The 22,081-nt window shown below is 59.9% G+C and carries 22 protein-coding genes; 7 read left to right on the top strand and 15 right to left on the bottom strand.

Annotated elements, in window-relative coordinates; translation table 11 throughout:
- Positions 1–36 precede the first annotated feature (36 nt).
- The 4 genes from HF257_RS18000 to HF257_RS17985 all read right to left on the bottom strand — a co-directional run bounded on the left by HF257_RS18000 (position 37) and on the right by HF257_RS17985 (position 4,342).
- Positions 37–960, bottom strand: a complete 924-nt coding sequence (locus HF257_RS18000; RefSeq protein WP_185709751.1) for an SdiA-regulated domain-containing protein — start codon at positions 958–960, stop codon at positions 37–39.
- A gap of 121 nt (positions 961–1,081) precedes the next feature.
- Entirely contained in the window at positions 1,082–2,008 is a 927-nt protein-coding gene (locus HF257_RS17995) for an SdiA-regulated domain-containing protein (RefSeq protein ID WP_185709752.1), read from the bottom strand.
- A gap of 251 nt (positions 2,009–2,259) precedes the next feature.
- A complete protein-coding gene (locus HF257_RS17990) occupies positions 2,260–2,925 on the bottom strand; it encodes a fumarylacetoacetate hydrolase family protein (RefSeq protein ID WP_185709753.1) in 666 nt (221 codons plus the stop codon).
- A gap of 22 nt (positions 2,926–2,947) precedes the next feature.
- Positions 2,948–4,342, bottom strand: a complete 1,395-nt coding sequence (locus HF257_RS17985) for an FAD-binding oxidoreductase (protein ID WP_185709754.1) — start codon at positions 4,340–4,342, stop codon at positions 2,948–2,950.
- Between the two features lie 206 nt (positions 4,343–4,548).
- Between HF257_RS17985 and serA the strand changes: the two genes are divergently transcribed.
- On the top strand, positions 4,549–5,778 hold the full coding sequence (gene serA, locus HF257_RS17980; RefSeq protein ID WP_185709755.1) for a phosphoglycerate dehydrogenase: 1,230 nt from the start codon (positions 4,549–4,551) through the stop codon (positions 5,776–5,778).
- A 63-nt stretch (positions 5,779–5,841) separates the two neighbouring features.
- Here serA and HF257_RS17975 read toward each other — a convergent pair whose 3' ends face one another.
- Positions 5,842–6,282: a DUF4399 domain-containing protein gene (locus tag HF257_RS17975; protein WP_185709756.1), complete on the bottom strand. Its 441-nt coding sequence runs from the start codon at positions 6,280–6,282 to the stop codon at positions 5,842–5,844.
- Between the two features lie 134 nt (positions 6,283–6,416).
- On the opposite strand from HF257_RS17975, the gene HF257_RS17970 reads away from it, so the two are divergent.
- Positions 6,417–6,911: a transporter substrate-binding domain-containing protein gene (locus HF257_RS17970; protein WP_185709757.1), complete on the top strand. Its 495-nt coding sequence runs from the start codon at positions 6,417–6,419 to the stop codon at positions 6,909–6,911.
- 103 nt (positions 6,912–7,014) lie between these two features.
- Here the strand turns inward: HF257_RS17970 and HF257_RS17965 are convergent, their stop codons facing one another.
- On the bottom strand, positions 7,015–7,509 hold the full coding sequence (locus HF257_RS17965) for a DUF523 domain-containing protein (RefSeq protein ID WP_185709758.1): 495 nt from the start codon (positions 7,507–7,509) through the stop codon (positions 7,015–7,017).
- A gap of 2 nt (positions 7,510–7,511) precedes the next feature.
- A complete protein-coding gene (locus HF257_RS17960; RefSeq protein ID WP_185709828.1) occupies positions 7,512–8,144 on the bottom strand; it encodes a 2OG-Fe(II) oxygenase in 633 nt (210 codons plus the stop codon).
- Positions 8,145–8,275: 131 nt separating this feature from the next.
- Here HF257_RS17960 and HF257_RS17955 point away from each other — a divergent pair, with 131 nt between their 5' ends.
- Complete coding sequence (locus HF257_RS17955; protein WP_185709759.1) at positions 8,276–9,028, top strand: DUF2059 domain-containing protein; 753 nt, start codon at positions 8,276–8,278, stop codon at positions 9,026–9,028.
- A 105-nt stretch (positions 9,029–9,133) separates the two neighbouring features.
- Here the strand turns inward: HF257_RS17955 and HF257_RS17950 are convergent, their stop codons facing one another.
- Positions 9,134–10,057, bottom strand: a complete 924-nt coding sequence (locus tag HF257_RS17950; protein ID WP_185709760.1) for a phospholipase BipL — start codon at positions 10,055–10,057, stop codon at positions 9,134–9,136.
- Between the two features lie 98 nt (positions 10,058–10,155).
- Between HF257_RS17950 and HF257_RS17945 the strand changes: the two genes are divergently transcribed.
- Complete coding sequence (locus HF257_RS17945) at positions 10,156–10,731, top strand: DUF6436 domain-containing protein (RefSeq protein ID WP_185709761.1); 576 nt, start codon at positions 10,156–10,158, stop codon at positions 10,729–10,731.
- A 30-nt stretch (positions 10,732–10,761) separates the two neighbouring features.
- A complete protein-coding gene (locus tag HF257_RS17940) occupies positions 10,762–13,119 on the top strand; it encodes a penicillin acylase family protein (protein ID WP_185709762.1) in 2,358 nt (785 codons plus the stop codon).
- A gap of 128 nt (positions 13,120–13,247) precedes the next feature.
- Here HF257_RS17940 and HF257_RS17935 read toward each other — a convergent pair whose 3' ends face one another.
- Positions 13,248–14,150 (bottom strand): AraC family transcriptional regulator, encoded by a 903-nt coding sequence (locus HF257_RS17935; protein WP_185709763.1) that lies wholly within the window; start codon positions 14,148–14,150, stop codon positions 13,248–13,250.
- 100 nt (positions 14,151–14,250) lie between these two features.
- On the opposite strand from HF257_RS17935, the gene HF257_RS17930 reads away from it, so the two are divergent.
- Entirely contained in the window at positions 14,251–14,604 is a 354-nt protein-coding gene (locus HF257_RS17930) for a carboxymuconolactone decarboxylase family protein (protein ID WP_016973032.1), read from the top strand.
- Here HF257_RS17930 and HF257_RS17925 read toward each other — a convergent pair.
- Positions 14,582–15,547 carry a GlxA family transcriptional regulator gene (locus HF257_RS17925; RefSeq protein ID WP_185709764.1) on the bottom strand — a complete coding sequence of 322 codons (966 nt, stop codon included), beginning with the start codon at positions 15,545–15,547 and terminating at the stop codon, positions 14,582–14,584. The genes HF257_RS17930 and HF257_RS17925 overlap by 23 nt on opposite strands.
- A 282-nt stretch (positions 15,548–15,829) precedes the next feature.
- Here HF257_RS17925 and HF257_RS17920 point away from each other — a divergent pair, with 282 nt between their 5' ends.
- The gene (locus HF257_RS17920; protein WP_185709765.1) at positions 15,830–16,471 is read left to right on the top strand and encodes an HD domain-containing protein; all 642 of its coding nucleotides are present in this window, start codon (positions 15,830–15,832) and stop codon (positions 16,469–16,471) included.
- Positions 16,472–16,607: 136 nt separating this feature from the next.
- Here the strand turns inward: HF257_RS17920 and HF257_RS17915 are convergent, their stop codons facing one another.
- The 5 genes from HF257_RS17915 to HF257_RS17895 all read right to left on the bottom strand — a co-directional run bounded on the left by HF257_RS17915 (position 16,608) and on the right by HF257_RS17895 (position 21,956).
- The gene (locus HF257_RS17915; RefSeq protein WP_003176774.1) at positions 16,608–17,492 is read right to left on the bottom strand and encodes an ABC transporter permease subunit; all 885 of its coding nucleotides are present in this window, start codon (positions 17,490–17,492) and stop codon (positions 16,608–16,610) included.
- Positions 17,489–18,409 carry an ABC transporter permease subunit gene (locus HF257_RS17910; RefSeq protein WP_185709766.1) on the bottom strand — a complete coding sequence of 307 codons (921 nt, stop codon included), beginning with the start codon at positions 18,407–18,409 and terminating at the stop codon, positions 17,489–17,491. Before HF257_RS17910 ends, HF257_RS17915 begins: the two co-directional genes overlap by 4 nt.
- On the bottom strand, positions 18,406–19,548 hold the full coding sequence (locus tag HF257_RS17905; RefSeq protein WP_185709767.1) for an ABC transporter ATP-binding protein: 1,143 nt from the start codon (positions 19,546–19,548) through the stop codon (positions 18,406–18,408). The genes HF257_RS17910 and HF257_RS17905 overlap by 4 nt, the downstream gene beginning before the upstream one ends.
- 64 nt (positions 19,549–19,612) lie before the next feature.
- Positions 19,613–20,707 (bottom strand): polyamine ABC transporter substrate-binding protein, encoded by a 1,095-nt coding sequence (locus tag HF257_RS17900; RefSeq protein WP_185709768.1) that lies wholly within the window; start codon positions 20,705–20,707, stop codon positions 19,613–19,615.
- 154 nt (positions 20,708–20,861) lie between these two features.
- Positions 20,862–21,956, bottom strand: a complete 1,095-nt coding sequence (locus HF257_RS17895; protein WP_185709829.1) for a polyamine ABC transporter substrate-binding protein — start codon at positions 21,954–21,956, stop codon at positions 20,862–20,864.
- Positions 21,957–22,081: the final 125 nt, after the last annotated feature.

Raw genomic sequence — 22,081 nt, 5'->3', positions numbered from 1 at the left:
TGACACACCGCATTCGCGAGCAAGCCCGCTCCCACATTAATTTTGCGTCGTTTCAGGTTTCTTGAACACGTAGAACAGGTTCGGCTCGCTGGTCAGGTACAAGTTACCGTCATCATCCATCGCGATCCCTTCCGCCTGAGGCACCCGCTTCTTCAAGCCATGACGCCCACTGAGCAGCGACAAACTGCTCAACGGACGACCGTCGATATCCAGCTCCAACACCAGAAACGACTCATCCGACAGCGCCAGTAAATGGCCGCTGCGCTCATCGTATTGCAGGCTCGACAGGTCACGCACAAACAACCCGGCGTCGCGCTTGGGATTGTTGATCACGTGCACCGAATAGGTTTTTTCCGGCTTGAAATGGGGAAACCCGTGGACCTCGTAGATCAGCATCGGGTCGCGCTCCTTGGCTACGAACAGGCGCTTGCCCACCGAATCGTAAGCCAGGCCCTCAAAGCCTTTGTTGCCGCCGACATGCAGGCCCAGTGTCATTTGCTCTGCATCGGCGGCGTCGAGGAACTGGGTGTCGTCGTCCACATGCACCTTGATCAGCCGCTGCTGACGCTCATCACTGATCACATAGATGTTGTCGCTGATGAACTCGACGGCCTCCGCATCGCCAAACCCCACCAACGGAATACGCCGCAGGATATCGCCTTCCAAGGACAATTCGATCAGCTCGGGGTTTTTATTGGTGACGGTAAACAGGCTTTTGCGCACAGGGTCGTAGGTAAGAGCCGAGACGTCGTCGTTCAATCCATCGATCACCTTGGCTTCCAGGGCTACACGGTATTCGCCCAGGCCAATGGAACGCTCATCGGTCGGCTGGCGCCACGCCTGAAAGTTGAACCAGGCGCGCTCGAACAGGCGAAAGTGCTGCGCAACGGCCCCGGCACTGATCAGGGCGATCAGCGCAAGCATAATCAGGATGGGTTTGGGGCGGGAAAATCGACGCATCGGACGGGCTCAAGAGCAAAAAGTGGCGAAGGAATATCACGCCCGTCTGAATTTAAACTTAAACGCGCCCGGATGTCTGGCGAATGCCGTTCTTTGAGAACTATCCGACGTAACCGGTGCGTTATTTCTGCTTTTCGAAGCGATAGAACAGGTTCGGCTCACTGACCATGTACAGCGTGCCGTTTTCGTCCATGGTCACGCCTTCGGCGCGGGGAATCGTGTTCTTGAGGCCATTGAAACCACCAAGCAAGGTCATGAAGCTGACTTGCTCGCCCTTTTCATCCAACTCCAGCAGCAGGTGGGAGTCGGCAGAAAGCACCAGCAAGTGACCGGTACGCGGGTCGATCGCCAGGGCAGATAGGTTACGCATATCCAGCTCGGTGCTGGTCAGCTTTTGCTTGTCGCCAACGAGTGTCTGGCTGCCATCGCTTTTCCAGGTGAACAACGCCGGTGGGCGCTCTTCGCCCAGGATGATCTGCTGGTTGCGCTTGTCCCAGGTAACGCCTTCAAAGGCTTTGTTCTGGTTCTTGGATGGCCCCAGGTCGTAACTGGGGAAATCAGCCTTGTTCAGTTGGGCAGTGCTGGCGTCGACCTTGATGATGGTCATCAGGTGCTGGCGTTCGTCGACCACAGCCATCAGGCCGTTTTCCATGACCGTCACGCCTTCTGGGTTGTCCCAACCGTTCAGCGGCATCTTGCGCAGCACGTCGCCTTGCAGGCTCAACTCGACCAGGAACGGGTTTTTGCCCATCACGGAAAACAGGGTTTTGGTCTGGGGGTTGTAGGAGACGTCGGAGGCTTCATCCTTCTCCATCCCCGGCAACACCTTGGCGTCGATGACTGCCTGGTAGTCGGGCAGCCATACACTTTCCTGGCGCTCGGCGGGGCTTTCGAAGCGCTCGGCGACCCACAGCAAGCCGCGATCATCCCAATGCATGGCCCACGAAACGCCATAGGCAATCACGCCGACCAGCAGCAGCCAGGAATACCAGCGCAGGGCAAAGCGGGAACGCGGCTTGGGGGTGACGGTAGGCAGAGTGACGGCCATTGGGGGCTTTTTTCCGGGAAGTCAGCGTTAGGTGATAGCACAGGATCAAGAGGCCCGCGCGCAATAAGGCTGGGAATTATCCGGATGGTGTGTGAAAAAAATGCAAAGGACTGGATCTTTTGGACACACACAAACCAATGTGGGAGCGGGCTTGCTCGCGAAGGCGGTGGTTCAGTTGAAAAATCTTCGACTGACACACCGCCTTCGCGAGCAAGCCCGCTCCCACATTTTTGACCGCGTTTAGTCAGTGCTTAGCGAACAACGCTCTCAAAGCTATTCACACCCGCCAACTCCAACACCAACTCATCCCCCACATTCAGTGGGCCCACGCCAGCCGGCGTACCGGTGAGGATCACATCACCGGCCTGCAGCGAGAAGCAGCCGGCCATGTGCTGGATCATCGGGATGATCGGGTTGAGCATCTGCGAGCTGTTGCCGTCCTGGCGCACTTCGCCATTGATGGTCAGGCGGATGCCGATGTCGGTAAGGTCCGGGAAGGTGCTGCCCACGACGAACGGTGCGATCACCGCAGCGCCGTCGAAGGACTTGGCGATTTCCCACGGCAGGCCCTTGGCTTTCAGCTCGGCCTGCTTGTCGCGCAGAGTCAGGTCCAGGGCCGGAGCGAAGCCGGAGATGGCGTCCAGCACTTCTTCACGGCTTGGCTTGGTCGACAGCGGCTTGCCGATCAACACCGCAATTTCCGCTTCGTAGTGCACCGAACCGCGCTCGGTCGGGATGGCGAAACCACCTTCCAACGCTACCACGCAGCTGCCCGGCTTGATGAACAGTAACGGTTCAGTCGGCACCGGGTTGTCCAGTTCCTTGGCATGTTCGGCGTAGTTACGCCCGATACACACCACTTTCCCGACCGGAAAGTGGATGTTGGTGCCGTCGACATACTTGTGCTGGTAGCTCATGGAACGACTCCTTCAGGGGCGATTAAACAGCGAAGATCTTGCCAGGGTTCATGATCCCGTTCGGGTCGAACACCGCTTTGACTGCCTTCATGTATTCGATTTCAACCGGCGAGCGGCTGTAGGTCAGGTAGTCGCGCTTGGTCATGCCCACGCCGTGTTCGGCGGAGATCGAACCGTTGTACTTCTCAACGGTTTCAAATACCCACTTGTTCACGGTGGCGCACTTGGCGAAGAACTCGTCCTTGCTCAGGTTTTCCGGCTTGAGGATGTTCAAGTGCAGGTTGCCGTCGCCGATGTGGCCGAACCAGACGATTTCGAAGTCCGGATAGTGTTCGCCGACGATCGCGTCAATTTCTTTCAAGAACGCTGGCACTTTGGAGACAGTGACCGAAATGTCGTTCTTGTACGGCGTCCAGTGGGAAATGGTCTCGGAGATGTACTCGCGCAGTTTCCACAGGTTATGCAGCTGGGTTTCGCTCTGGCTCATCACACCGTCCAGCACCCAGCCCTGCTCCACGCAATGCTCGAAGGTTTCCAGGGCATGGTTGGCGACTTCTTCGGTGGTGGCTTCGAATTCCAGCAGGGCGTAGAACGGGCATTCGGTTTCAAACGGCGCTGGTACGTCGCCACGGCCGAGGACCTTGGCCAGGGCCTTGTCGGAGAAGAACTCAAAGGCGGTCAGGTCCAGCTTGCTCTGAAACGCGTGCAATACCGGCATGATCGAGTCGAAATCGGTGGTACCGAGCACCATGGCGGTGAGGTTTTTCGGCGCACGGTCCAGGCGCATGGTGGCTTCGACCACAAAGCCCAGGGTGCCTTCAGCGCCGATGAATAGCTGGCGCATGTCGTAGCCGGTGGCGTTCTTGATCAGGTCGCGGTTCAGTTCCAGTACGTCGCCCTTACCGGTGACGACTTTCATGCCGGCCACCCAGTTACGGGTCATGCCGTAGCGAATCACCTTGATCCCGCCGGCATTGGTGCCGATATTGCCGCCAATCTGGCTGGAACCGGACGAAGCAAAATCTACCGGGTAGTACAGGCCCTTCTCTTCGGCGACGTTCTGCAATTGCTTGGTGACCACGCCCGGCTGGCACACGGCGGTGCGGTCGGTGAGGTTCACGTCGAGGATCTGGTTCATATAGTCGAACGACACGACCACTTCGCCATTGGCGGCTACAGCGGCGGCCGACAGGCCGGTACGTCCACCCGATGGCACCAGCGCCACCTTGTGTTCATTGGCCCAACGCACAATCGCCTGGACCTGCTCGATGGTCTTGGGGAAGACGATGGCGGTCGGCGCGGGTGCGAAGTGCTTGGTCCAATCCTTGCCGTAAGCCTCCAGGGAGTCGGCGTCGGTCAGCACTTTGCCGGGCTCAACCAGGGTCTTTAGCTCATCAATCAGGGCAGGATGGGTCATCGACAGAACTCTCGAACAATTCATGGTCATCCTGAGAACGCTTCACGTCGCAGGAATAGGTGTTTAGCGGGGCGCGTATGCTAGCATACCGCCCCCGCAGGACAGAGCCCAAGGGCGTTTCTGCGGTGACGGCTTTCCTGCCGTCCGGGTCAGCTCTGTGCTGCTCGATTCCCTGCCATTTTTCTCCGGGATACAGGTTTACGCAGATGAGCAAGACTTCTCTCGATAAGAGCAAGATCAAGTTCCTTCTTCTGGAAGGCGTCCACCCATCGGCTGTCGACGTTCTGAAAGCCGCCGGGTACACCAGCATTGAGTACATCACCAGTTCTCTGCCGGAAGCCCAACTCAAGGAAAAGATCGCCGACGCGCACTTTATCGGCATTCGCTCCCGCACTCAGCTGACCGAAGATATCTTCGACCACGCCAAGAAACTCGTGGCGGTCGGCTGTTTCTGCATCGGCACCAACCAGGTCGACCTCAACGCAGCGCGAGAGCGCGGCATCGCGGTGTTCAACGCACCGTACTCCAACACCCGTTCCGTAGCGGAGCTGGTGCTGGCCGAGGCCATCCTGCTGTTGCGCGGCATTCCTGAGAAGAACGCTTCCTGCCACCGTGGCGGCTGGATCAAGAGCGCAGCCAACTCCTTCGAAATCCGCGGCAAGAAGCTGGGTATCGTCGGTTACGGCTCGATCGGTACTCAGCTGTCGGTACTGGCTGAAGGCCTGGGCATGCAGGTGTTCTTCTACGACACCCTGACCAAACTGCCATTGGGCAACGCCACCCAAGTCGCCAGCCTGACCGAACTGTTGGGCATGTCCGACATCGTGACCCTGCACGTTCCGGAAACCGCTGAGACCCAGTGGATGATCGGCGAGAAGGAAATTCGCGCCATCAAGAAAGGCGGCATCCTGATCAACGCTGCACGTGGCACCGTGGTCGAGCTGGACGCCCTGGCCGACGCGATCAAGGACAAGCACCTGATCGGCGCTGCCATCGACGTGTTCCCGGTAGAGCCTCGCTCTAACGACGACATCTTCGAAAGCCCGCTGCGTGGCCTGGACAACGTGATCCTGACCCCGCACATCGGCGGCTCCACCGCTGAAGCCCAAGCCAACATCGGCCTGGAAGTGTCGGAAAAGCTGGTCAAGTACAGCGACAACGGTACCTCGGTATCGTCCGTGAATTTCCCGGAAGTGGCCCTGCCGGCTCACCCTGGCAAGCACCGTCTGCTGCACATCCACCAGAACATCCCTGGCGTGATGATGGAGATCAACAAGGTCTTCGCAGAAAACGGCATCAACATCTCCGGTCAGTTCCTGCAGACCAACGAGAAGGTCGGCTACGTGGTCATCGACGTCGACGCCGAGTACTCCGACCTGGCGCAAGAGAAGCTGCAGCACATCAAAGGCACTATCCGTAGCCGCGTGTTGTTCTAAGGTTTCAACCGCACCACAAAAAAGGGAGCCCCTCGGGGCTCCCTTTTTTCATCTGAACAAATCTTACTTAACGTTAACCGTGATCACTTTCGAGACTACAGTAGGTTCGAACTGACGGTGAACGTTGTCGCCCGCCACCAGTTGCAAGGTGTGCTTGCCTGGGGTCAGGGTCAATTCGGTTTCAGTCTGGGCCTTGCCGAAGTGAATCGACGTGGCGGTAGCCGGAATAGCTTCGTCGGCTTTGAGCGAGGTGACGTCCTGGTCTACCAACAGGTGGTGGTGACCGGCGTTAGGCACTTGCTTGTCGATAGGCTCCAGGTCCAGGTTTTTAACGCCGAATTTGACGGTGAAGGTTTTATCGACGGTTGCGCCGTCTTTGGGCGACACGATAAACACTTCGGCGCCTTTAGGCGCAGGGGTACGCGGCAGGTCGGCGGCGTTCGCCAACATTGAGGCGCCCAGCAGCAGGCTGGCAATCGTTGCATGGGACAAAAGGGCTTTCATTCGCTTCTCCAGTTTTTCCAGGAAATCTGTAGGGTTATGACAACTTCGCGACAAATTGCTGTCCAAGGCACTCAACACCATAGCAAAGCGATGCTGAACGGCGCCTCGCACATAAAAATTCTCTAGGAGTGACCATGCGCTTTTCGCCTGGCCTGTTACTTTTGCTTCCCCTTGTGAGCCCCTTGGCTCACGCCGAACTGGTCGATGATGTGTTTGACCGTGGCGAACTGCGTATCGCCCTTGAAGCCAATACCCCGCCGTTCAACTTCAAGGAAGGCGACAAGCTAACCGGTTTCGAAGTGGAGTTGGGTGAACAACTGGCTAAAGAGATGGACGTGCGCCCCTCGTTCATTACCACCGATGACGCCGACCTGCTGCCAGGGGTGGAAACCGGCAAGTACGACGTGGCCATCAACCATATCGCTATGACTGCTGAGCTGAAGGATCGGTTCGATTTCAGTGAGACGTATAACGAGAAACCAGAACTGGCGATTCCGTTCCAGAAGGGTAACCCGGCGTTCAAGGCGAGCCTGGACAAGGCGTTGCAGCGGGTGAAGGCGGATGGACGGTTGAAGGCGTTGGCGCAGAAGTGGCTTGAAGGTGAAACACCGGTAGCCAAGGCACAGTAAATCCAAATGTGGGAGCGGGCTTGCTCGCGAATGCAGAGTGTTAGTCACCGAATAGGTCACTGACCCACCGTTTTCGCGAGCAAGCCCGCTCCCACATTTTAATCTAGGTATGGCTTGGGAGATGGGCCAGGGCCGCTGCCGCCTCAGGCAGCTCCAACTCACTGAACACCTGCACCCCATGGCGCTTGAGCAACGCCGCCGTCACCCCTTCGCCCGTGACCTTTACACCAGAAAAGGTCCCGTCATAGGTCAGCAAATTCCCACACGACGGGCTATTGGCCTTGAGCACGGCAATCCGAATGTTGTGGCGCTGCACCAACGCCAACGCCTGCCGCGCGCCATCAAGGAAGGCTTCGCTGAAGTCCTCCCCCTCGGCCGTCAGCACCTGGGCTCGCCCCTCCCACACATCCACGCCCTGCCCGCCAGGAATCTCTGCGGGCGGGCGCGGCGTCGGCAACCCACCGGCGACCTCCGGGCAGATCGCAACCACACGGCCCTCGGCCTGCCATGCCGCCAGTTGATCGAACGGCCCGCTGGCCCCGCCGTCGTAGCGCACTTTGTGCCCAAGCAGGCAGCGGCTGATCAGAATCTTTTCCATGCTCAAAAAGGCTCGTTGCCCCGCCGGCGAAACCAGCCGGTGAGGGACAGGCGTTCGCGCGTAGCGGGCATGACTTCGTGGGGAACCTCGCCCGACAGGAACACCACCAAACAACCGCCGGCGGGCACCACGTCGTATTCGACGCCGTCCTTGAGGTACATGCGCAACTGCCCGCCGTGTTCGGGCAGCCAGGCGTCGTTCAAGTAGATCACCGCCGAGACCATGCGGCGGTCGTCGTCGCGGAAACGGTCCAGGTGCTTGAGGTAAAACGCCCCCGGCGGGTACATCGCGAAATGGCTTTCGAAATCTTCCAGGCCCAGGAACAGGCCGCGGTTCATCGCCAGGCGCAGGCTGTCCATCAACGCCATGTAGGTGTCGCAGACCGCTGCATCGCCCTCTTCCAGCCACTGGATATGATCACCACGAATCCCCTCGCGGATCTCCTGGGCCGGGCCGCGTCCTACCGCCGCCGGGGCCAGTTCACCTTCGGCTGCACGTTTACGGCACTCAGCCGCCAGTTCCAGGGTCAGAGCCTGGGGCAGGAAGCCGTCCTGCCGCGACCAGCCTTTTTCAGCCAGGTCGTCGACAATACGTTGCAACAGCGGGTGATCAAGGGGTATTTGCATGGCGCGCATAGTATCCATACGCCTGTGAATCCGACAGAGCCGCCGAGCGTCCGAATACACTTTAATCAGGTAGCCGATAGGATTTCTCGACAAATCCTACGCCCGACACGGACAATAGTGGCCGACTGACAGGAGTCCATATGCGTCGTTTGTTTTTTTCCATGCTGATGTTCTGCGTTTTGCCCGCTTGGGCAGACGGCCATGACCAGTTGTACAAGGTCGCCGGCTGGGCCGAACAACGTGCGCATTTCAATGACGCCCTCAGTGCCGCCCAACAGCGCTACCGCAACAGCCTGCCGCCAGCGGTGTACCAGGCGCTGGTGGACAACAGCAACAAACGCTTCGCCGCCCAGGCCGTGGACCAGCGTGCCGAGGCGCAGTTGCGCAAGAACCTGGCGGACCCCAAACCTGCCCTGGCGTTTTTCCAATCGCCGTTGGGCCGCAAGATTGTCGCCGCCGAGCTGCTGGCCACGCGCCGCGACCAGTTGGCGAAGAACGCCCAAGGCCTGCCGAAGATCGAAGCCGACGCCACTCGCAGCCTGATCATCGGCCACCTGGCTCAAGCGCTGCCTGCGCGTGAAGCCGGGGCGGAAGTGAGCCTGGCGATTGCCGGCGTGGCTGCTGATAGCTTGAGCCAGATGATTCCCGGCCTGTTGGGCGGCGGTCAGGCGCAGGGCATGCTGAATGGCCAGCGCGAGCGGTTGATGCAGCAGATTGATAAGGACCTGAACAACACTCTGTTGTATGTCTATCGGGATTTGTCTGACCCGGAGTTGGAAGAGTTCGCAACGTTTGCGGAGTCGCCGGAGGGTAAGGCGTATTACCAGGCTGCGTTGGCGGCGATCCGCGCCGGTTTAGCTGTCGGACAAAGCACTTCCAGCCTGACGCAATAGAAAATGTGGGAGCGGGCTTGCTCGCGAATGCGGCGTGTCAGATAACAGATTCATTGACTGACACCCTGCATTCGCGAGCAAGCCCGCTCCCACATTTGGATTGGGTTACTTCAGATGATCCGTGAGAAAACTGAAGTACTGCTCGCGAATCTCCGGAATCTCATTGGCCAGGTGATGCCTGCCCCGCGCCAACATCAACACCTCAGGCTGATCGAACTTGCCCCGCAGCACGTGCAAGTTGTGCTGCCAGTCCACAGTCATATCTTCCTCCCCCTGCACAATCACCAGCCGCCGCAGGCTCTGCGGTGAGGCTTCGATGCGTTTGATCCACCGCGCCAGCGCGCCCACCCAGGCAGTGGGCAATTGGCGTGGCTGCAGCGGGTCGGCCTCAAGGAACGGCTTGAACGCAGGGTCATGGGTGTTATCGCTGAACCGCCGCGCAATGCCTTTGACGAACGGCCGCAGCAGGTAATAGCTGACTTGCGACCAGCCCCACGAACGCGGACGTACCAGCGGCGACAGCAGGAACGTCTTGCCCTGGGCCGGGCTGTCGGCGCCATGGTTGAGCAAATGGTCGATCACCACCGCGCCGCCGGTACTTTGCCCGAACAGGTGCCAGGGTTGAGGCAATTGCAGCGTGGATGCCTGGGCGAACAGCGCCTGCACCACATGCTGGTACACCGCAAAATCATCGATGCTGGCACGCGGGCCGCTGGACAACCCATGCCCCGGCAAATCGCAGGCGATCACCACAAAGCCCTGGTCCAGCGCCCAGCGCACTACGTGGCGATACAGCCCCATATGGTCGTAGAAGCCGTGGAACATGAACATCGTCGCCACCGGCACAGCTGGCCACCACACCTGGGCCACAACCTCGAAGCCGTCGACCTCGAAACGCCCCAGGCGGCTGACGGCCTGGTCCAGCCCGTAGAAACGCTGATAGACCCGTGCCTCAACTGAAAGCGGTTGCGCATCCACCAAAGGCCGCAAGCTTTCGCGCAGATGATCAGGGTCAAAGGTGACGGGCATAAAGGCTTCCAGACTACGGCGAAGATGAATATCGAGCTGCGATATTCATCTGTCAGGACAAGCATGGCAAGCTACGCGACCTTCGAGGATACATCTGAATGCGACCGCCCTACCGTACCGCCCTGTTCGCCAGCCTGATCCTGGTCATCTGCGCCGGCGTGCTGTGGGCGGCGTATGACTGGTTCCAAGGCCGCTACCTGCGGGCGTTCAGCGAACACACGGCGGTGTTCTCCGGCGATGCCTTGCGCCTGCCGGCCGAACTCAGTGGCCCAGGGCCGATCCGACTGGTGCACTTCTGGGACCCGGCCTGCCCCTGCAACGTCGGCAACCAGCAACACTTGGGCGAGCTGATTGAGCACTACGCGCCCCAAGGGGTCGAGTTCTACGCCCTGCAAAAAGCCGGCAGCCACGGCCAACTGCCCAGCAACCTGCACAAAATGAAAACCCTCACCGCCCTGCCCGGCGCCGATCAGGTGCCGGCCAGCCCGGCCGTGGGAATCTGGGACCGCACCGGCAAGCTCGCGTATTTCGGGCCGTACAGCGAAGGGCTGACGTGCAATTCCAGCAACAGCTTTATCGAGCCGATCCTCAAGGCACTTGAAGACGGGCGCGAAGTGAATGCCACGCACACCTTGGCGGTGGGCTGCTATTGTTCGTGGCCTAAAGGTCAGTAGTTCGCTACCCATTCTTGCTAAGGAAAGTTCATGAAGCGCGTCTTGCAGGTTCTCGCGGTGCTGCTGGTATTGGTCGTCTTGGGCGCCGGTTGGTACGTGTACAGCAAGCAGCCGACGCGCCAGGGCACGGTGACGCTGGCCAACCTGCAAGGCTCGGTCACGGTGCGCTACGACGACCGTGGCGTGCCGCACATTCGCGCCGAGAACGAGACCGACCTGTATCGCGCCCTCGGTTATGTGCACGCCCAGGACCGTCTGTTCCAGATGGAGATCATGCGGCGCCTGGCCCGTGGCGAGCTGGCCGAGGTGCTCGGGCCCAAGCTGCTGGAGACCGACAAGCTGTTTCGCAGCCTGCGCATTCGCGAGCGCGCAACCAGCTATGTGGCGCAGCTAGACCATGAGTCGGCGCACTGGAAGGCCCTGCAAGCCTACTTGGACGGCATTAACCAATATCAGGACAGCCACGTCAGCCCCATGGAGTTCGACGTACTGGGCATCGCCAAGCGGCCGTTTACCGCCGAGGACACCATCAGCGTCGCCGGGTACATGGCCTACAGCTTTGCCGCCGCGTTTCGTACCGAGCCACTGCTGACCTACGTCCGTGATCAGTTGGGCAGCGATTACCTCAAGGTGTTTGACCTGGATTGGCAGCCCAAGGGCGCGCTCAACCTGGCCGCCAGTGACTGGAAGACCCTCGGCGCCCTCGCCTCATTGAGCGAACAGGCCCTGGCCGAGAATGGCCTGCCGCAGTTCGAAGGCAGCAACGCCTGGGCCATCAGCGGCAGCCGTACCCAGAGCGGCAAGCCCTTGCTGGCGGGCGACCCGCATATCCGCTTCTCGGTGCCATCGGTGTGGTACGAAGCCCAGCTGTCGGCGCCAGGTTTTGAGTTGTATGGCTATCACAACGCATTGGTACCGGTGGCGTTCCTGGGGCACAACCTGGCATTCGGCTGGAGCCTGACCATGTTCCAGAACGATGACCTCGACCTCATCGCCGAGAAGGTCAACCCGGCCAACCCCAACCAGGTCTGGTACCACGACCAGTGGGTCGACATGACCCGCACCGAGCAACAGATCGCGGTGAAGGGCCAGACGCCGGTTACCCTCACCCTGCGCCAGTCGCCCCACGGTCCGATCATCAATGACGTGCTCGGCGAGAACGCCGGCAAGACCCCCATCGCCATGTGGTGGGCGTTCCTCGACACCCAGAACCCGATCCTCGAAGGTTTCTACCAGCTCAACCGTGCCGACACCCTGGCCAAGGCCCGTGCGGCAGCGGCCAAGGTTTCTGCGCCGGGCTTGAACATCGTCTGGGCCAATGCCAAGGGCGATATCGGCTGGTGGGCAGCGGCGCAGTTGCCGATCCGCCCGGCTGGGGTCAATGCCGGTTTTATCCTCGACGGCAGCACTGCCCAGGCGGATAAATTGGGCTTCTACCCGTTCAGCGCCAACCCCCAGGAAGAGAACCCGGCGCGTGGCTATGTGGTATCGGCCAACGCACAACCCGTGTCGCCCACCGGCATGGAGATTCCCGGTTATTACAACCTGGCCGACCGGGGCCAGCAGTTGAATATGCAACTGAGCGACAAAAGCGTGAAGTGGGACGTGAACAACAGCCAGGCCCTGCAACTGGGCACCACCACCGCCTACGGCCCACGCTTGCTGGCCCCGCTGTTGCCGGTGCTGCGCGACGTGGTCAAGGACCCGGCACAGCTCAAACTGGTGGAACAACTGGCCACCTGGAAAGGCGACTACCCGCTGGACTCCACCAGCGCGACGCTGTTCAACCAGTTCCTGTTCAACCTGACCGATGCCGCCTTCCACCCGAAGCTCGGCGACGGCATGTTCAAGACCCTGCTCACCACCCGCGTTATCGACGCGGCCCTGCCACGCCTGGCCGCGTCACCGGACTCGCCGTGGTGGGACGGCAAGCGTGCTGAAACCGTCAAGCTCGCCTGGGACAACAGCCTGGCGCACCTCAAGGCGACCTTCGGCGATGACCCGAGCCAGTGGCAATGGGGCAAGGCGCACACCCTGACCCACGGCCATCCGCTGGGCACGCAAAAGCCCTTGGACAAGGTGTTCAACGTCGGCCCGTTCCCCGCGCCGGGCACCCACGAAGTACCAAACAACCAGTCGGCCATGATCGGCCCGGCACCCTGGCCGGTCACCTACGGCCCATCGACCCGCCGCCTGATCGACTTCGCCGACCCGGCCCACGCCCTCACCATCAACCCCGTGGGGGAAAGCGGTGTGCCGTTTGACTCACACTATGGGGATCAGGCGCAAACCTATATCGAAGGGGGTTATGAGCAGGCGCATTTCAGTGATGAGGAAGTGACGGCCAATACGCGCGGTACGCTGAAGCTGCTGCCCTCCCGAAAATAAGTGTGGGAGCGGGCTTGCTCGCGAATGCGGCGTGTCAGTCACCAGAGTCTTTGACTTATCCACCGTATTCGCGAGCAAGCCCGCTCCCACACAAGCCAGCTCCCACATTTTGATCAGTGGTGTGGCCGCTACCGGCCGCGCAACCGCCCCGGCGTCTCGCCATAGGTGTCCTTGAACTTCTTGCTGAACGCCGCCTGGGACTGGTAACCGACTTGGGCGGCGATATCCAGCAGGCTAAGGCGCGACTGGCGCAACAGGTTGAACGCCAGCTCCATGCGTAACTGCGTCAACAGCACCCACGGCGATACGCCCGCCACCCTCACAAACGCACGCATGAACGTCGCCCGCGACATCGTTGCTGCAACTGCCAGGCTGTCGATGGTCCACTCATGGCCGGGGTCGGCCAGCATCGCCTGCCAGGCCTTGCTCAAACGCTTGTCGGCCAACAGTGCAAACGTACCGGCCACCGGCGCTTGGCGGCTCAGCCAGGTGCGCAAAATCAGGGTGAACAGTGCCGATGACAGCGCGTCGATAAACGTGCGAGCGCCGACCTGTTGCCCATCCGCCTCGCTGCGCAACAAGGCAATCAATGCCGCTAATTGCCCATCACCCTGCCACTCGCGGCTGGCGACCACCAAGTACTCCGGCAACGCACCAAACAGCAAGGATTGAGGGTTGTAGTGGAAGCTGCCACAGAGCATTTCCACATCCGGCTGATCGCCCCCCAGGCGGTGCACCTGCAACAGGCCGCCATCAATCACCTGCGGCTGCATCGGGGCACTGCGCGCGCCCTGGCTGCGCAGCAAATGGGTAGCGCCGCCGGGCATCAGCAAGATATCGCCCGGTTCCAGCACCACCTGTTGCCCGCCGGACAACTCCGCGCGGCATGTGCCGCTGAGCACGATATGATAAGGCGCCACGCCCAGGTTTTCGGGAGCATGGTCCAGCGCCCAGTCACCCTGGAACTGGCAGCGCACATCCAGGCTGCCGCGCAGGTTGGCCAGCGCGATAAGGGTGTCGATCGAATTCATTTGCGAGCATCGGTCAAAAAGATGAGCGGATTGAACAAGAATGCCGGTCCTGAACGGCACAGACTGGTTTCACACCCCACCCTGTTCAGGAGTTACCGCAATGTTCAATAACTGGTCCGACTTGCTGCCTACCGTGAAGAAAGCCTTTGGCGCGCTGGGCAAGAGCAACCCGAAGATGGTCAAAGCCTACATGGCGCTGGGCGAAGCTGCCGAGGAAAACAACGTCCTCGACGCCAAGACCCGTGAGTTGATTTCCATCGCGGTGGCCATTACCACGCGTTGCGACGGTTGCATCGGTGTGCACGCGGATGCGGCGATCAAGGCCGGCGCCACTCGCGAAGAAGTCGCCGCGACCCTGGCCACCGCAATCTCGCTGAACGCAGGCGCGGCGTATATCTACTCGCTGCGCGCGCTGGAAGCCTACGACACGCTCAAACCGGCGCCGCAAAGTTAAGCCGGAACTGTTGCGGCGTCACGCCCAGCCGACGGTTGAACACACTGCGCATGTGCTGGGCGTCGCGAAAGCCGCATTGGTAGGCCACGGTTTTCAGCGGTGCGGGGCTGCTCTCGAGCATCACCCGCGCCGCGTCTACCCGCGCCCGCTCGACAAACTCCGCCGGAGTGATCCGTGCCTCGCGGGCAAACACCCGGGAGAAGTTGCGCGCACTCATGTTCGCCGCCTTGGCCAGGTCGGCGATGGTCAAGTCCCCCGTCAGGTTCGCCAATACGTACAACTGCACCAGCGCCACCGCCGAGGTGGATTCGGCGTGGGGTGTCAGAAATGGACTGAACTGCGACTGCCCGCCCGAACGCTGAGTGAACACTACGAGGCGCTTGGCAACGCTTAGCGCGACTTCCGGGCCGTGGTCCTGAGCCAACAGGTACAGCGACAGGTCGATGCCCGCCGTCACACCCGCCGAGGTGTAGAGGTTGCCGTCCTGCACATACAGGCGGTCGGCTTCGACTTGGGCCGTGGGGCACAGGCGCGCCAGGTCGGCGGCATCGTTCCAATGAGTGGTGACGGTTTTACCGTCCAACAGCCCCGCGCGGGCGAGCATGAAGGCGCCATTGCAGATTGAGCCGAAGCGCTGTGCTCTTTGAGTTGCGCCGCGTAGCCAGTCATCGAACGAGGCACCAAAATCTTCGAACGGCAGCTGAGGGCCGCCGGCAACCAGCAGCAGGTCATAGGCGTTCAGGTCTTCGCTGTAATGCCGATGGGCTTGCAATGACAGCCCGTTGGAGGCCGCCATGTTGCCATGGTCGAGGCCGATGACTTCCAAGTGGTAATGGTCTTGCGGCGGTAGAAAGCGATTGGCCTCGCAGAACACGTCCATGGGACCGGTCACGTCCAGCGACTGGACGCCGGGGAAGATCAGGATGGCGACGGTTTTGCTCATGCTCACAAACACCTTTTTCTAACTGAATAAATGCAAACCCTTGTGGGAGCGGGCTTGCTCGCGAATGCGGCTGTTCAGTCGACACAAGCATTAACGGGTATACCGCTTTCGCGAGCAAGTCGAATCGTCGCACCGCCGCTCCCACATTCGATCTGCTCAGGCTTTGAGAGACGAATACAGCTGGCACGATGTGAAGGCACATTGGCCGGGATCGCTCCCTCGCCGCGATAGCCCCTTCGCGGGCACGCGACCAGACTGGAATCTTTCCAGAGGAGCACCACCATGACCACTACCATCGCCGGCATCCAGATCCCCGACAGCGCCTTGGCCAAGGCCACCACCGAATACATCCGCGACGTCGAATCAGACCTGCTCTACCACCACTCCCGTCGGGTATTTCTGTTCGGCGCGTTGAGCGGTGAACGCAAACAACTGGCCTACAACCCGGAACTGCTTTACGTCGGCGCGATGTTCCATGACCTGGGCTTGGTCGAAGGCCATCGCAGTGACAACGAACGGTTCGAAGTGGACGGCGCCAATGCAGCGGCGGCGTTCCTCAAGCCCTACGGGCTGAGCGATGACGATATCGAACAGGTGTGGTTGTCCATCGCCCTGCACACCACACCGGGCGTGCCGCAACATCTGCGCCCCACCGTCGCGCTGGTCACGGCGGGCGTGGAAATGGACGTGCTGGGCATGGACTACGCGGCGTTTTCTACCGTGCAGCGCGAAGCGGTGGTGCATGCGCATCCACGCGGTGAAGGGTTCAAGGAGTGCATCATCTGCGCGTTTGCCGATGGCTTGCGTCATCGTCCGCAGACCACGTTTGGCAACGTGAAGACCGATGTGCTGGTGGATCAGGAACCGGGGTTCAAGCCGATGAATTTTGTGGAGGTGATTCGTACATCACCCTGGATTGCATAGTCATTGACTTGAAATGCAATCAAATGTGGGAGCGGGCTTGCTCGCGAATGCGGTGGATCAGTCGGCAAATCTGGTGACTGACACTCCGTATTCGCGAGCAAGCCCGCTCCCACATTTTTTAACCACGCTGCATCAGTTAGACAGGTGCAGGCGCCCGACGCTTGTCCGGCTGTTGCCAGCCGTCCGCCGCCGCTTCTTCAATCGCCTGCTGGATCGCTTTCTTGCGGTGCTCTTCGGCACGACGGCTGAAGAACCACACCAGGAACGTCACCAGCGACACCGCCAACAGGATCAGGCTGGCCACGGCGTTGATCTCGGGTTTAACCCCAAGGCGCACCGCGGAAAACACTTCCATCGGCAAGGTGGTCGAACCCGGGCCCGACACGAAGCTGGCCAGTACCAGGTCATCGAGGGACAGCGCGAACGACATCATGCCGCCCGCCGCCAACGAGGGCGCGATCATCGGGATGGTGATCAGGAAGAACACCTTCCACGGCCGTGCGCCCAGGTCCATCGCCGCTTCTTCAATCGACAGGTCCAGCTCACGCAAACGTGCCGACACCACCACTGCCACATACGCCGCACAGAACGTGGTGTGGGCGATCCAGATGGTGACGATGCCCCGCTCCTGGGGCCAGCCGATCATCTGCGCCATGGCCACAAACAGCAGCAACAGCGACAGACCGGTGATCACTTCCGGCATTACCAACGGCGCGGTCACCAGGCCGCCGAACAGCGTGCGGCCCTTGAACTGGCTGATGCGCGTCAGCACGAATGCCGCCAACGTACCCAACGCCACCGCTGCCACCGCCGTGTAGCAGGCGATTTCCAGGGAGCGCGCCACCGAGCCCATCAGCTGGGTGTTGTCCAGCAGGCCCACGTACCACTTGATCGACCAACCGCCCCACACTGTCACGAGCTTGGATTCGTTGAACGAGTAGATCACCAGGATCAGCATCGGCAGGTAGATAAACAGCAACCCCGCCACCAGCATGAAGCTTGAGAAACTGACGCGCTTCATATCTTGCCCTCCATCTCTTTGGCTTGGCTGCGGTTGAACAGGATGATGGGCACGATCAGGATCGCCAGCATCACCACCGCCAGGGCAGACGCCACCGGCCAGTCACGGTTGTTGAAGAATTCTTGCCACAACACTTTACCGATCATCAGGGTTTCCGGGCCGCCCAGCAGTTCCGGGATCACGAACTCGCCCACCACCGGGATGAAGACCAGCATGCAGCCGGCGATGATGCCGTTCTTGGACAGCGGCACGGTGATTTTCCAGAAGCTGTTGAAGGTGCTCGACCCCAAGTCGGAAGCCGCTTCCAGCAGGCTCTGGTCGTGCTTCACCAGGTTGGCGTACAGCGGCAGGATCATGAACGGCAGGTACGAATAGACCACGCCGATATACACCGCGATGTTGGTGTTGAGGATCTGCAGCGGTTCGTTGATCAACCCGATGGACATCAGGAAGCCATTGAGCAAACCGTTGTTGCTGAGGATGCCCATCCACGCATACACGCGGATCAGGATCGCCGTCCAGGTCGGCATCATGATCAGCAGCACCAGCACGGTTTGCATCTCTTTGCGCGCACTGGCAATGGCATAGGCCATCGGGTAGCCGATCAACAGGCACAACAGCGTGCTGAAAAACGCCATTTTCAGCGAGCCCAGGTACGCGGCGATGTACAACTCGTCGTCGCCAAGCATCGCGTAGTTGGCCAGGTTGAGCACCAACTGCAGTTTCTGCTCAACGAAAGTGTAGATCTCGGTGTAAGGCGGGATCGCTACGTCGGCTTCGGCAAAGCTGATCTTCAAGACGATGAAGAACGGCAGCATGAAGAACAGGAACAACCAGAGGAAAGGGATCCCGATGACCACGTGCCGGCCACCGGGTGTTATTCGTTGCAACTGGCGCTTGAGCTTCTTCATGTTCATGAGCGAAGTACCACGCCGCTGTCGTCTTCCCACCACACGTACACCTGGTCACCCCAGGTCGGTCGCTGGCCACGGCGCTCGGCGTTGGCGACGAAGGACTGCACCAGCTTGCCGCTCGGCAGCTCCACGTAGAACACCGAGTGACCGCCCAGGTAGGCAATATCGTGCACCTTGCCGCTGGACCAGTTGTGCTCGCAGGTCGGCATTTCGGAGGTGACCAACAGTTTTTCCGGGCGGATGGCGTAGGTCACCGACTTGTCTTCCACCGCCGTGGCGATGCCGTAGCCCACGTAGATGTCGCGGTCGAGGTCCGGGCACTTGAGTACCGCGTGGCCTTCGGCGTCGTCTACCACTTGGGTTTCGAAGATGTTGACGTTACCGATGAACTCGCACACCAGGCGGCTGGTAGGCGTTTCGTAGATGTCGATCGGACTGCCGATCTGCGCGATCCAGCCCAGGTGCATGATCGCGATGCGCTCGGCCATGGTCATGGCCTCTTCCTGGTCGTGGGTCACCATGACGCAGGTCACGCCGACGCGCTCGATGATCTCCACCAGCTCCAGTTGCATCTGCGAACGCAGCTTCTTGTCGAGGGCGCCCATGGGCTCATCGAGCAACAGTAGTTTCGGACGCTTGGCCAGGGAACGCGCCAACGCCACACGCTGACGCTGGCCACCGGACAACTGGTGCGGTTTGCGCTTGGCGTACTGGCTCATCTGCACCAGCTTGAGCATCTCGGCCACACGGGCGTCGATCTCGGCCTTGGGGATCTTGTCCTGTTGCAGGCCGAAGGCGATGTTCTGCGCCACGGTCATGTGTGGGAACAAGGCGTAGGACTGGAACATCATGTTGATCGGCCGCTCGTAGGGCGGCATATCGGTGATGTCTTCGCCGTCGAGGTAGATGCGACCTTCCGTTGGGCGCTCGAAGCCTGCGAGCATGCGCAGCAAGGTGGATTTGCCCGAACCCGAACCGCCGAGCAAGGCGAAGATCTCGCCTTTCTTGATTTCCAGGGACACATCGTCCACGGCAATCGTCTCGTCGAATTTCTTCGTGACCCGGTCGATTTTGACCAACACCTTTTTCGGTGTCTGGTCGCCCTCGAGGGCTTTCTTATAGGCGCCGGAGGCAACTGCCATTTACGAAACTCCCAACAAAAAATTCTGTGCGCCCGAGGCGGGCGAACCTTGGATAGTTTGAGCCTTACTTGCCCGTCTTGACCTTGGTCCAGCTACGGGTCATTAAACGCTGCACTTTCGGGGGTAACTCGAAGTTGACGAACGTCCGGTCGAGAACCGCCTGCGGTGGGTAAACCGCTTCGTCGGTGCGTATCGATTGCTCCATCAGTTTGTCCGCCCCTGGATTAGGGTTGGCATAACCGACGTAATCACTGACCTGAGCGATCACCTCAGGTTGCAGCAAATAGTTGATGAAGGCGTGAGCCTCTTTGACGTTGGCGGCGTCCTTGGGGATCGCCAGCACGTCAAACCACAGGTTGCCGCCTTCTTTCGGAATCGCGTAGGCGATGTTCACGCCCTTGCCAGCCTCGGCCGCACGGGCCTTGGCCTGGAACACATCGCCGGAGAACCCGGCGGCCACGCAGATGTTGCCGTTGGCCAGGTCGGAGATGTATTTGGAAGAATGGAAATAGGTCACGTAGGGCCGCACTTTAAGCAGCTTTGCTTCGGCCTTCTTGTAGTCTTCGGGGTTCTCGCTGTTAGGGTTCAGGCCCATGTAGTTGAGGACCGCCGGCAGCATTTCATCGGCCGAGTCCATGAACGATACGCCGCACGTCGCCAGCTTCTTCATGTTCTCCGGCTCGAACAGCACGGCCCAGGAATCGATATGGTCGACGCCCAGCACTTCTTTCACTTTATCGACGTTGTAACCGATGCCGTTGGTGCCCCACAGGTACGGCACGGCGTACTGGTTACCCGGATCGTTCTTTTCCAGGCGCTTGAGCAGCGCCGGGTCGAGGTTTGAATAGTTAGTCAGCAACGACCTGTCGAGTTTCTGAAACGCCCCGGCCTTGATTTGCTTGCCGAGGAAGTGGTTGGACGGCACGACCACGTCGTAACCGGTACGCCCGGCCAGCAACTTGCCTTCCAGGGTTTCGTTGGAATCAAACACGTCATACACAGGCTTGATACCGGTGGCCTTTTCGAAGTTGGCCAGGGTGTCGGTGCCGATGTAGTCCGACCAGTTATAAATATGCACCGTCGGTGCGGCCTGCACGCTCAATGTCAGCGTGATACCTGCACCCACCAGCATGGCTTTGCGAAATAAAGAAATTGGCAAGTGGAGGTCCTCTTAAATAGTTGGGCCTTAAAGTTGTTGCCCGGCAACAAAACCGGCGCGCAACTTACCCTCGATAAACCGATCCGGCAAAACTTTCTGTCATTTATTTATGTCATCCGCCACCGCGGCATTCGCGGTGGCGGACAAAGACCGGTTACTTACCGGATTTGATCTTGGTCCAGCTGCGTGTCATTTCACGCTGGGTCGCAGCCGGCAAGTCAGCAATCGCGTAGAGCTTGGCTTGCACCTCCGCCGACGGGTAGATGCCTGGGTCGCTGGTGATGTCTTTATCCACCAGTGCTGTGGCTTTCTCGTTGCCGTTCGGGAAACGTACGCTGTTGGTGATCCCGGCCATCACTTTTGGCTCAAGCAGGTAGTTCATGAACTTGTAGGCCGCTTCGACGTTTTCGGCATCTTTAGGGATGGCGACCATGTCGTAGAAGCTACCGGCACCTTCTTTCGGAATGTCGTAGGCAACCTTGACCTTGCCACCGGCTTCAGCCGCGCGGGACTTGGCCTGTTGCACGTCACCCGAGTAACCCACGGCTACGCAGATGTTGCCGTTGGCCAGGTCCGAGATGTACTTGGACGAGTGGAAGTAACCGATCGATGGACGCAGCTTGAGGAACAGGTCCTCGGCTTGCTTGAGGTCGGCTTTTTTCTGGGTGTCGGTCGGCAGGCCCAGGTAATGCAGCGCTACTGGCAGCATTTCGGTAGGCGAGTCGAGGAAGCTCACGCCGCAGCTTTTGAGCTTGGCGAGGTTTTCTGGCTTGAGGATGAAGTCCCACGAGTCGATCTTGTCCACGCCCAGCGCAGCCTTGACCTTCTCCGGGTTGTAGCCGATGCCGATCGAGCCCCACATGTACGGGAAGGCGTGCTTGTTGTCCGGGTCGCTGACCGACACGGCTTTAAGCAGGGACTTGTTCAGGTTGTCGTAGTTGGACAGCTTGGACTTGTCCAGCTCCTGGTAGACACCCGCCTTGATCTGCTTGGCCAGGAAGTTGTTCGACGGTACGACGATGTCGTAACCGGACTTGCCTGCCAGCAACTTGGCTTCCAGGGTTTCGTTACTGTCGAAAACGTCGTACACCACTTTGATGCCCGACTCTTTTTCAAAGTTGGCGATGGTGTCCGGTGCAATGTAGTCGGACCAGTTGTAGACGTGCAGTACTTTATTGTCTGCCTGGGCCGCGCCCGCCATTGCGCCCATCAGGGACAAGGCGAGGAGGGTCTTGCCAGCGTTCTTCAAACCTAATGCCTTCATTTGGTGATGCTCCAATTTTTCTTTTTTGGGCCACATTCTTACTAGGTTCTGCGGCCCGTCTAAAGGGCAACAAAACAGGGCGACAGTCTGGCAAGTTCTGAGGCCGGCTT

The organism is Pseudomonas cremoris (assembly GCF_014230465.1).
This window is presented reverse-complemented; position numbering and strand designations above follow the sequence as displayed.

Coding starts and splice junctions, on each gene's coding strand:
- HF257_RS18000 (WP_185709751.1), bottom strand. CDS start 960: ATGCGTCGATTTTCCCGCCCCAAACCCATCCTGATTATGCTTGCGCTG.
- HF257_RS17995 (WP_185709752.1), bottom strand. CDS start 2,008: ATGGCCGTCACTCTGCCTACCGTCACCCCCAAGCCGCGTTCCCGCTTT.
- HF257_RS17990 (WP_185709753.1), bottom strand. CDS start 2,925: ATGAGCTACCAGCACAAGTATGTCGACGGCACCAACATCCACTTTCCG.
- HF257_RS17985 (WP_185709754.1), bottom strand. CDS start 4,342: ATGACCCATCCTGCCCTGATTGATGAGCTAAAGACCCTGGTTGAGCCC.
- serA (WP_185709755.1), top strand. CDS start 4,549: ATGAGCAAGACTTCTCTCGATAAGAGCAAGATCAAGTTCCTTCTTCTG.
- HF257_RS17975 (WP_185709756.1), bottom strand. CDS start 6,282: ATGAAAGCCCTTTTGTCCCATGCAACGATTGCCAGCCTGCTGCTGGGC.
- HF257_RS17970 (WP_185709757.1), top strand. CDS start 6,417: ATGCGCTTTTCGCCTGGCCTGTTACTTTTGCTTCCCCTTGTGAGCCCC.
- HF257_RS17965 (WP_185709758.1), bottom strand. CDS start 7,509: ATGGAAAAGATTCTGATCAGCCGCTGCCTGCTTGGGCACAAAGTGCGC.
- HF257_RS17960 (WP_185709828.1), bottom strand. CDS start 8,144: ATGCGCGCCATGCAAATACCCCTTGATCACCCGCTGTTGCAACGTATT.
- HF257_RS17955 (WP_185709759.1), top strand. CDS start 8,276: ATGCGTCGTTTGTTTTTTTCCATGCTGATGTTCTGCGTTTTGCCCGCT.
- HF257_RS17950 (WP_185709760.1), bottom strand. CDS start 10,057: ATGCCCGTCACCTTTGACCCTGATCATCTGCGCGAAAGCTTGCGGCCT.
- HF257_RS17945 (WP_185709761.1), top strand. CDS start 10,156: ATGCGACCGCCCTACCGTACCGCCCTGTTCGCCAGCCTGATCCTGGTC.
- HF257_RS17940 (WP_185709762.1), top strand. CDS start 10,762: ATGAAGCGCGTCTTGCAGGTTCTCGCGGTGCTGCTGGTATTGGTCGTC.
- HF257_RS17935 (WP_185709763.1), bottom strand. CDS start 14,150: ATGAATTCGATCGACACCCTTATCGCGCTGGCCAACCTGCGCGGCAGC.
- HF257_RS17930 (WP_016973032.1), top strand. CDS start 14,251: ATGTTCAATAACTGGTCCGACTTGCTGCCTACCGTGAAGAAAGCCTTT.
- HF257_RS17925 (WP_185709764.1), bottom strand. CDS start 15,547: ATGAGCAAAACCGTCGCCATCCTGATCTTCCCCGGCGTCCAGTCGCTG.
- HF257_RS17920 (WP_185709765.1), top strand. CDS start 15,830: ATGACCACTACCATCGCCGGCATCCAGATCCCCGACAGCGCCTTGGCC.
- HF257_RS17915 (WP_003176774.1), bottom strand. CDS start 17,492: ATGAAGCGCGTCAGTTTCTCAAGCTTCATGCTGGTGGCGGGGTTGCTG.
- HF257_RS17910 (WP_185709766.1), bottom strand. CDS start 18,409: ATGAACATGAAGAAGCTCAAGCGCCAGTTGCAACGAATAACACCCGGT.
- HF257_RS17905 (WP_185709767.1), bottom strand. CDS start 19,548: ATGGCAGTTGCCTCCGGCGCCTATAAGAAAGCCCTCGAGGGCGACCAG.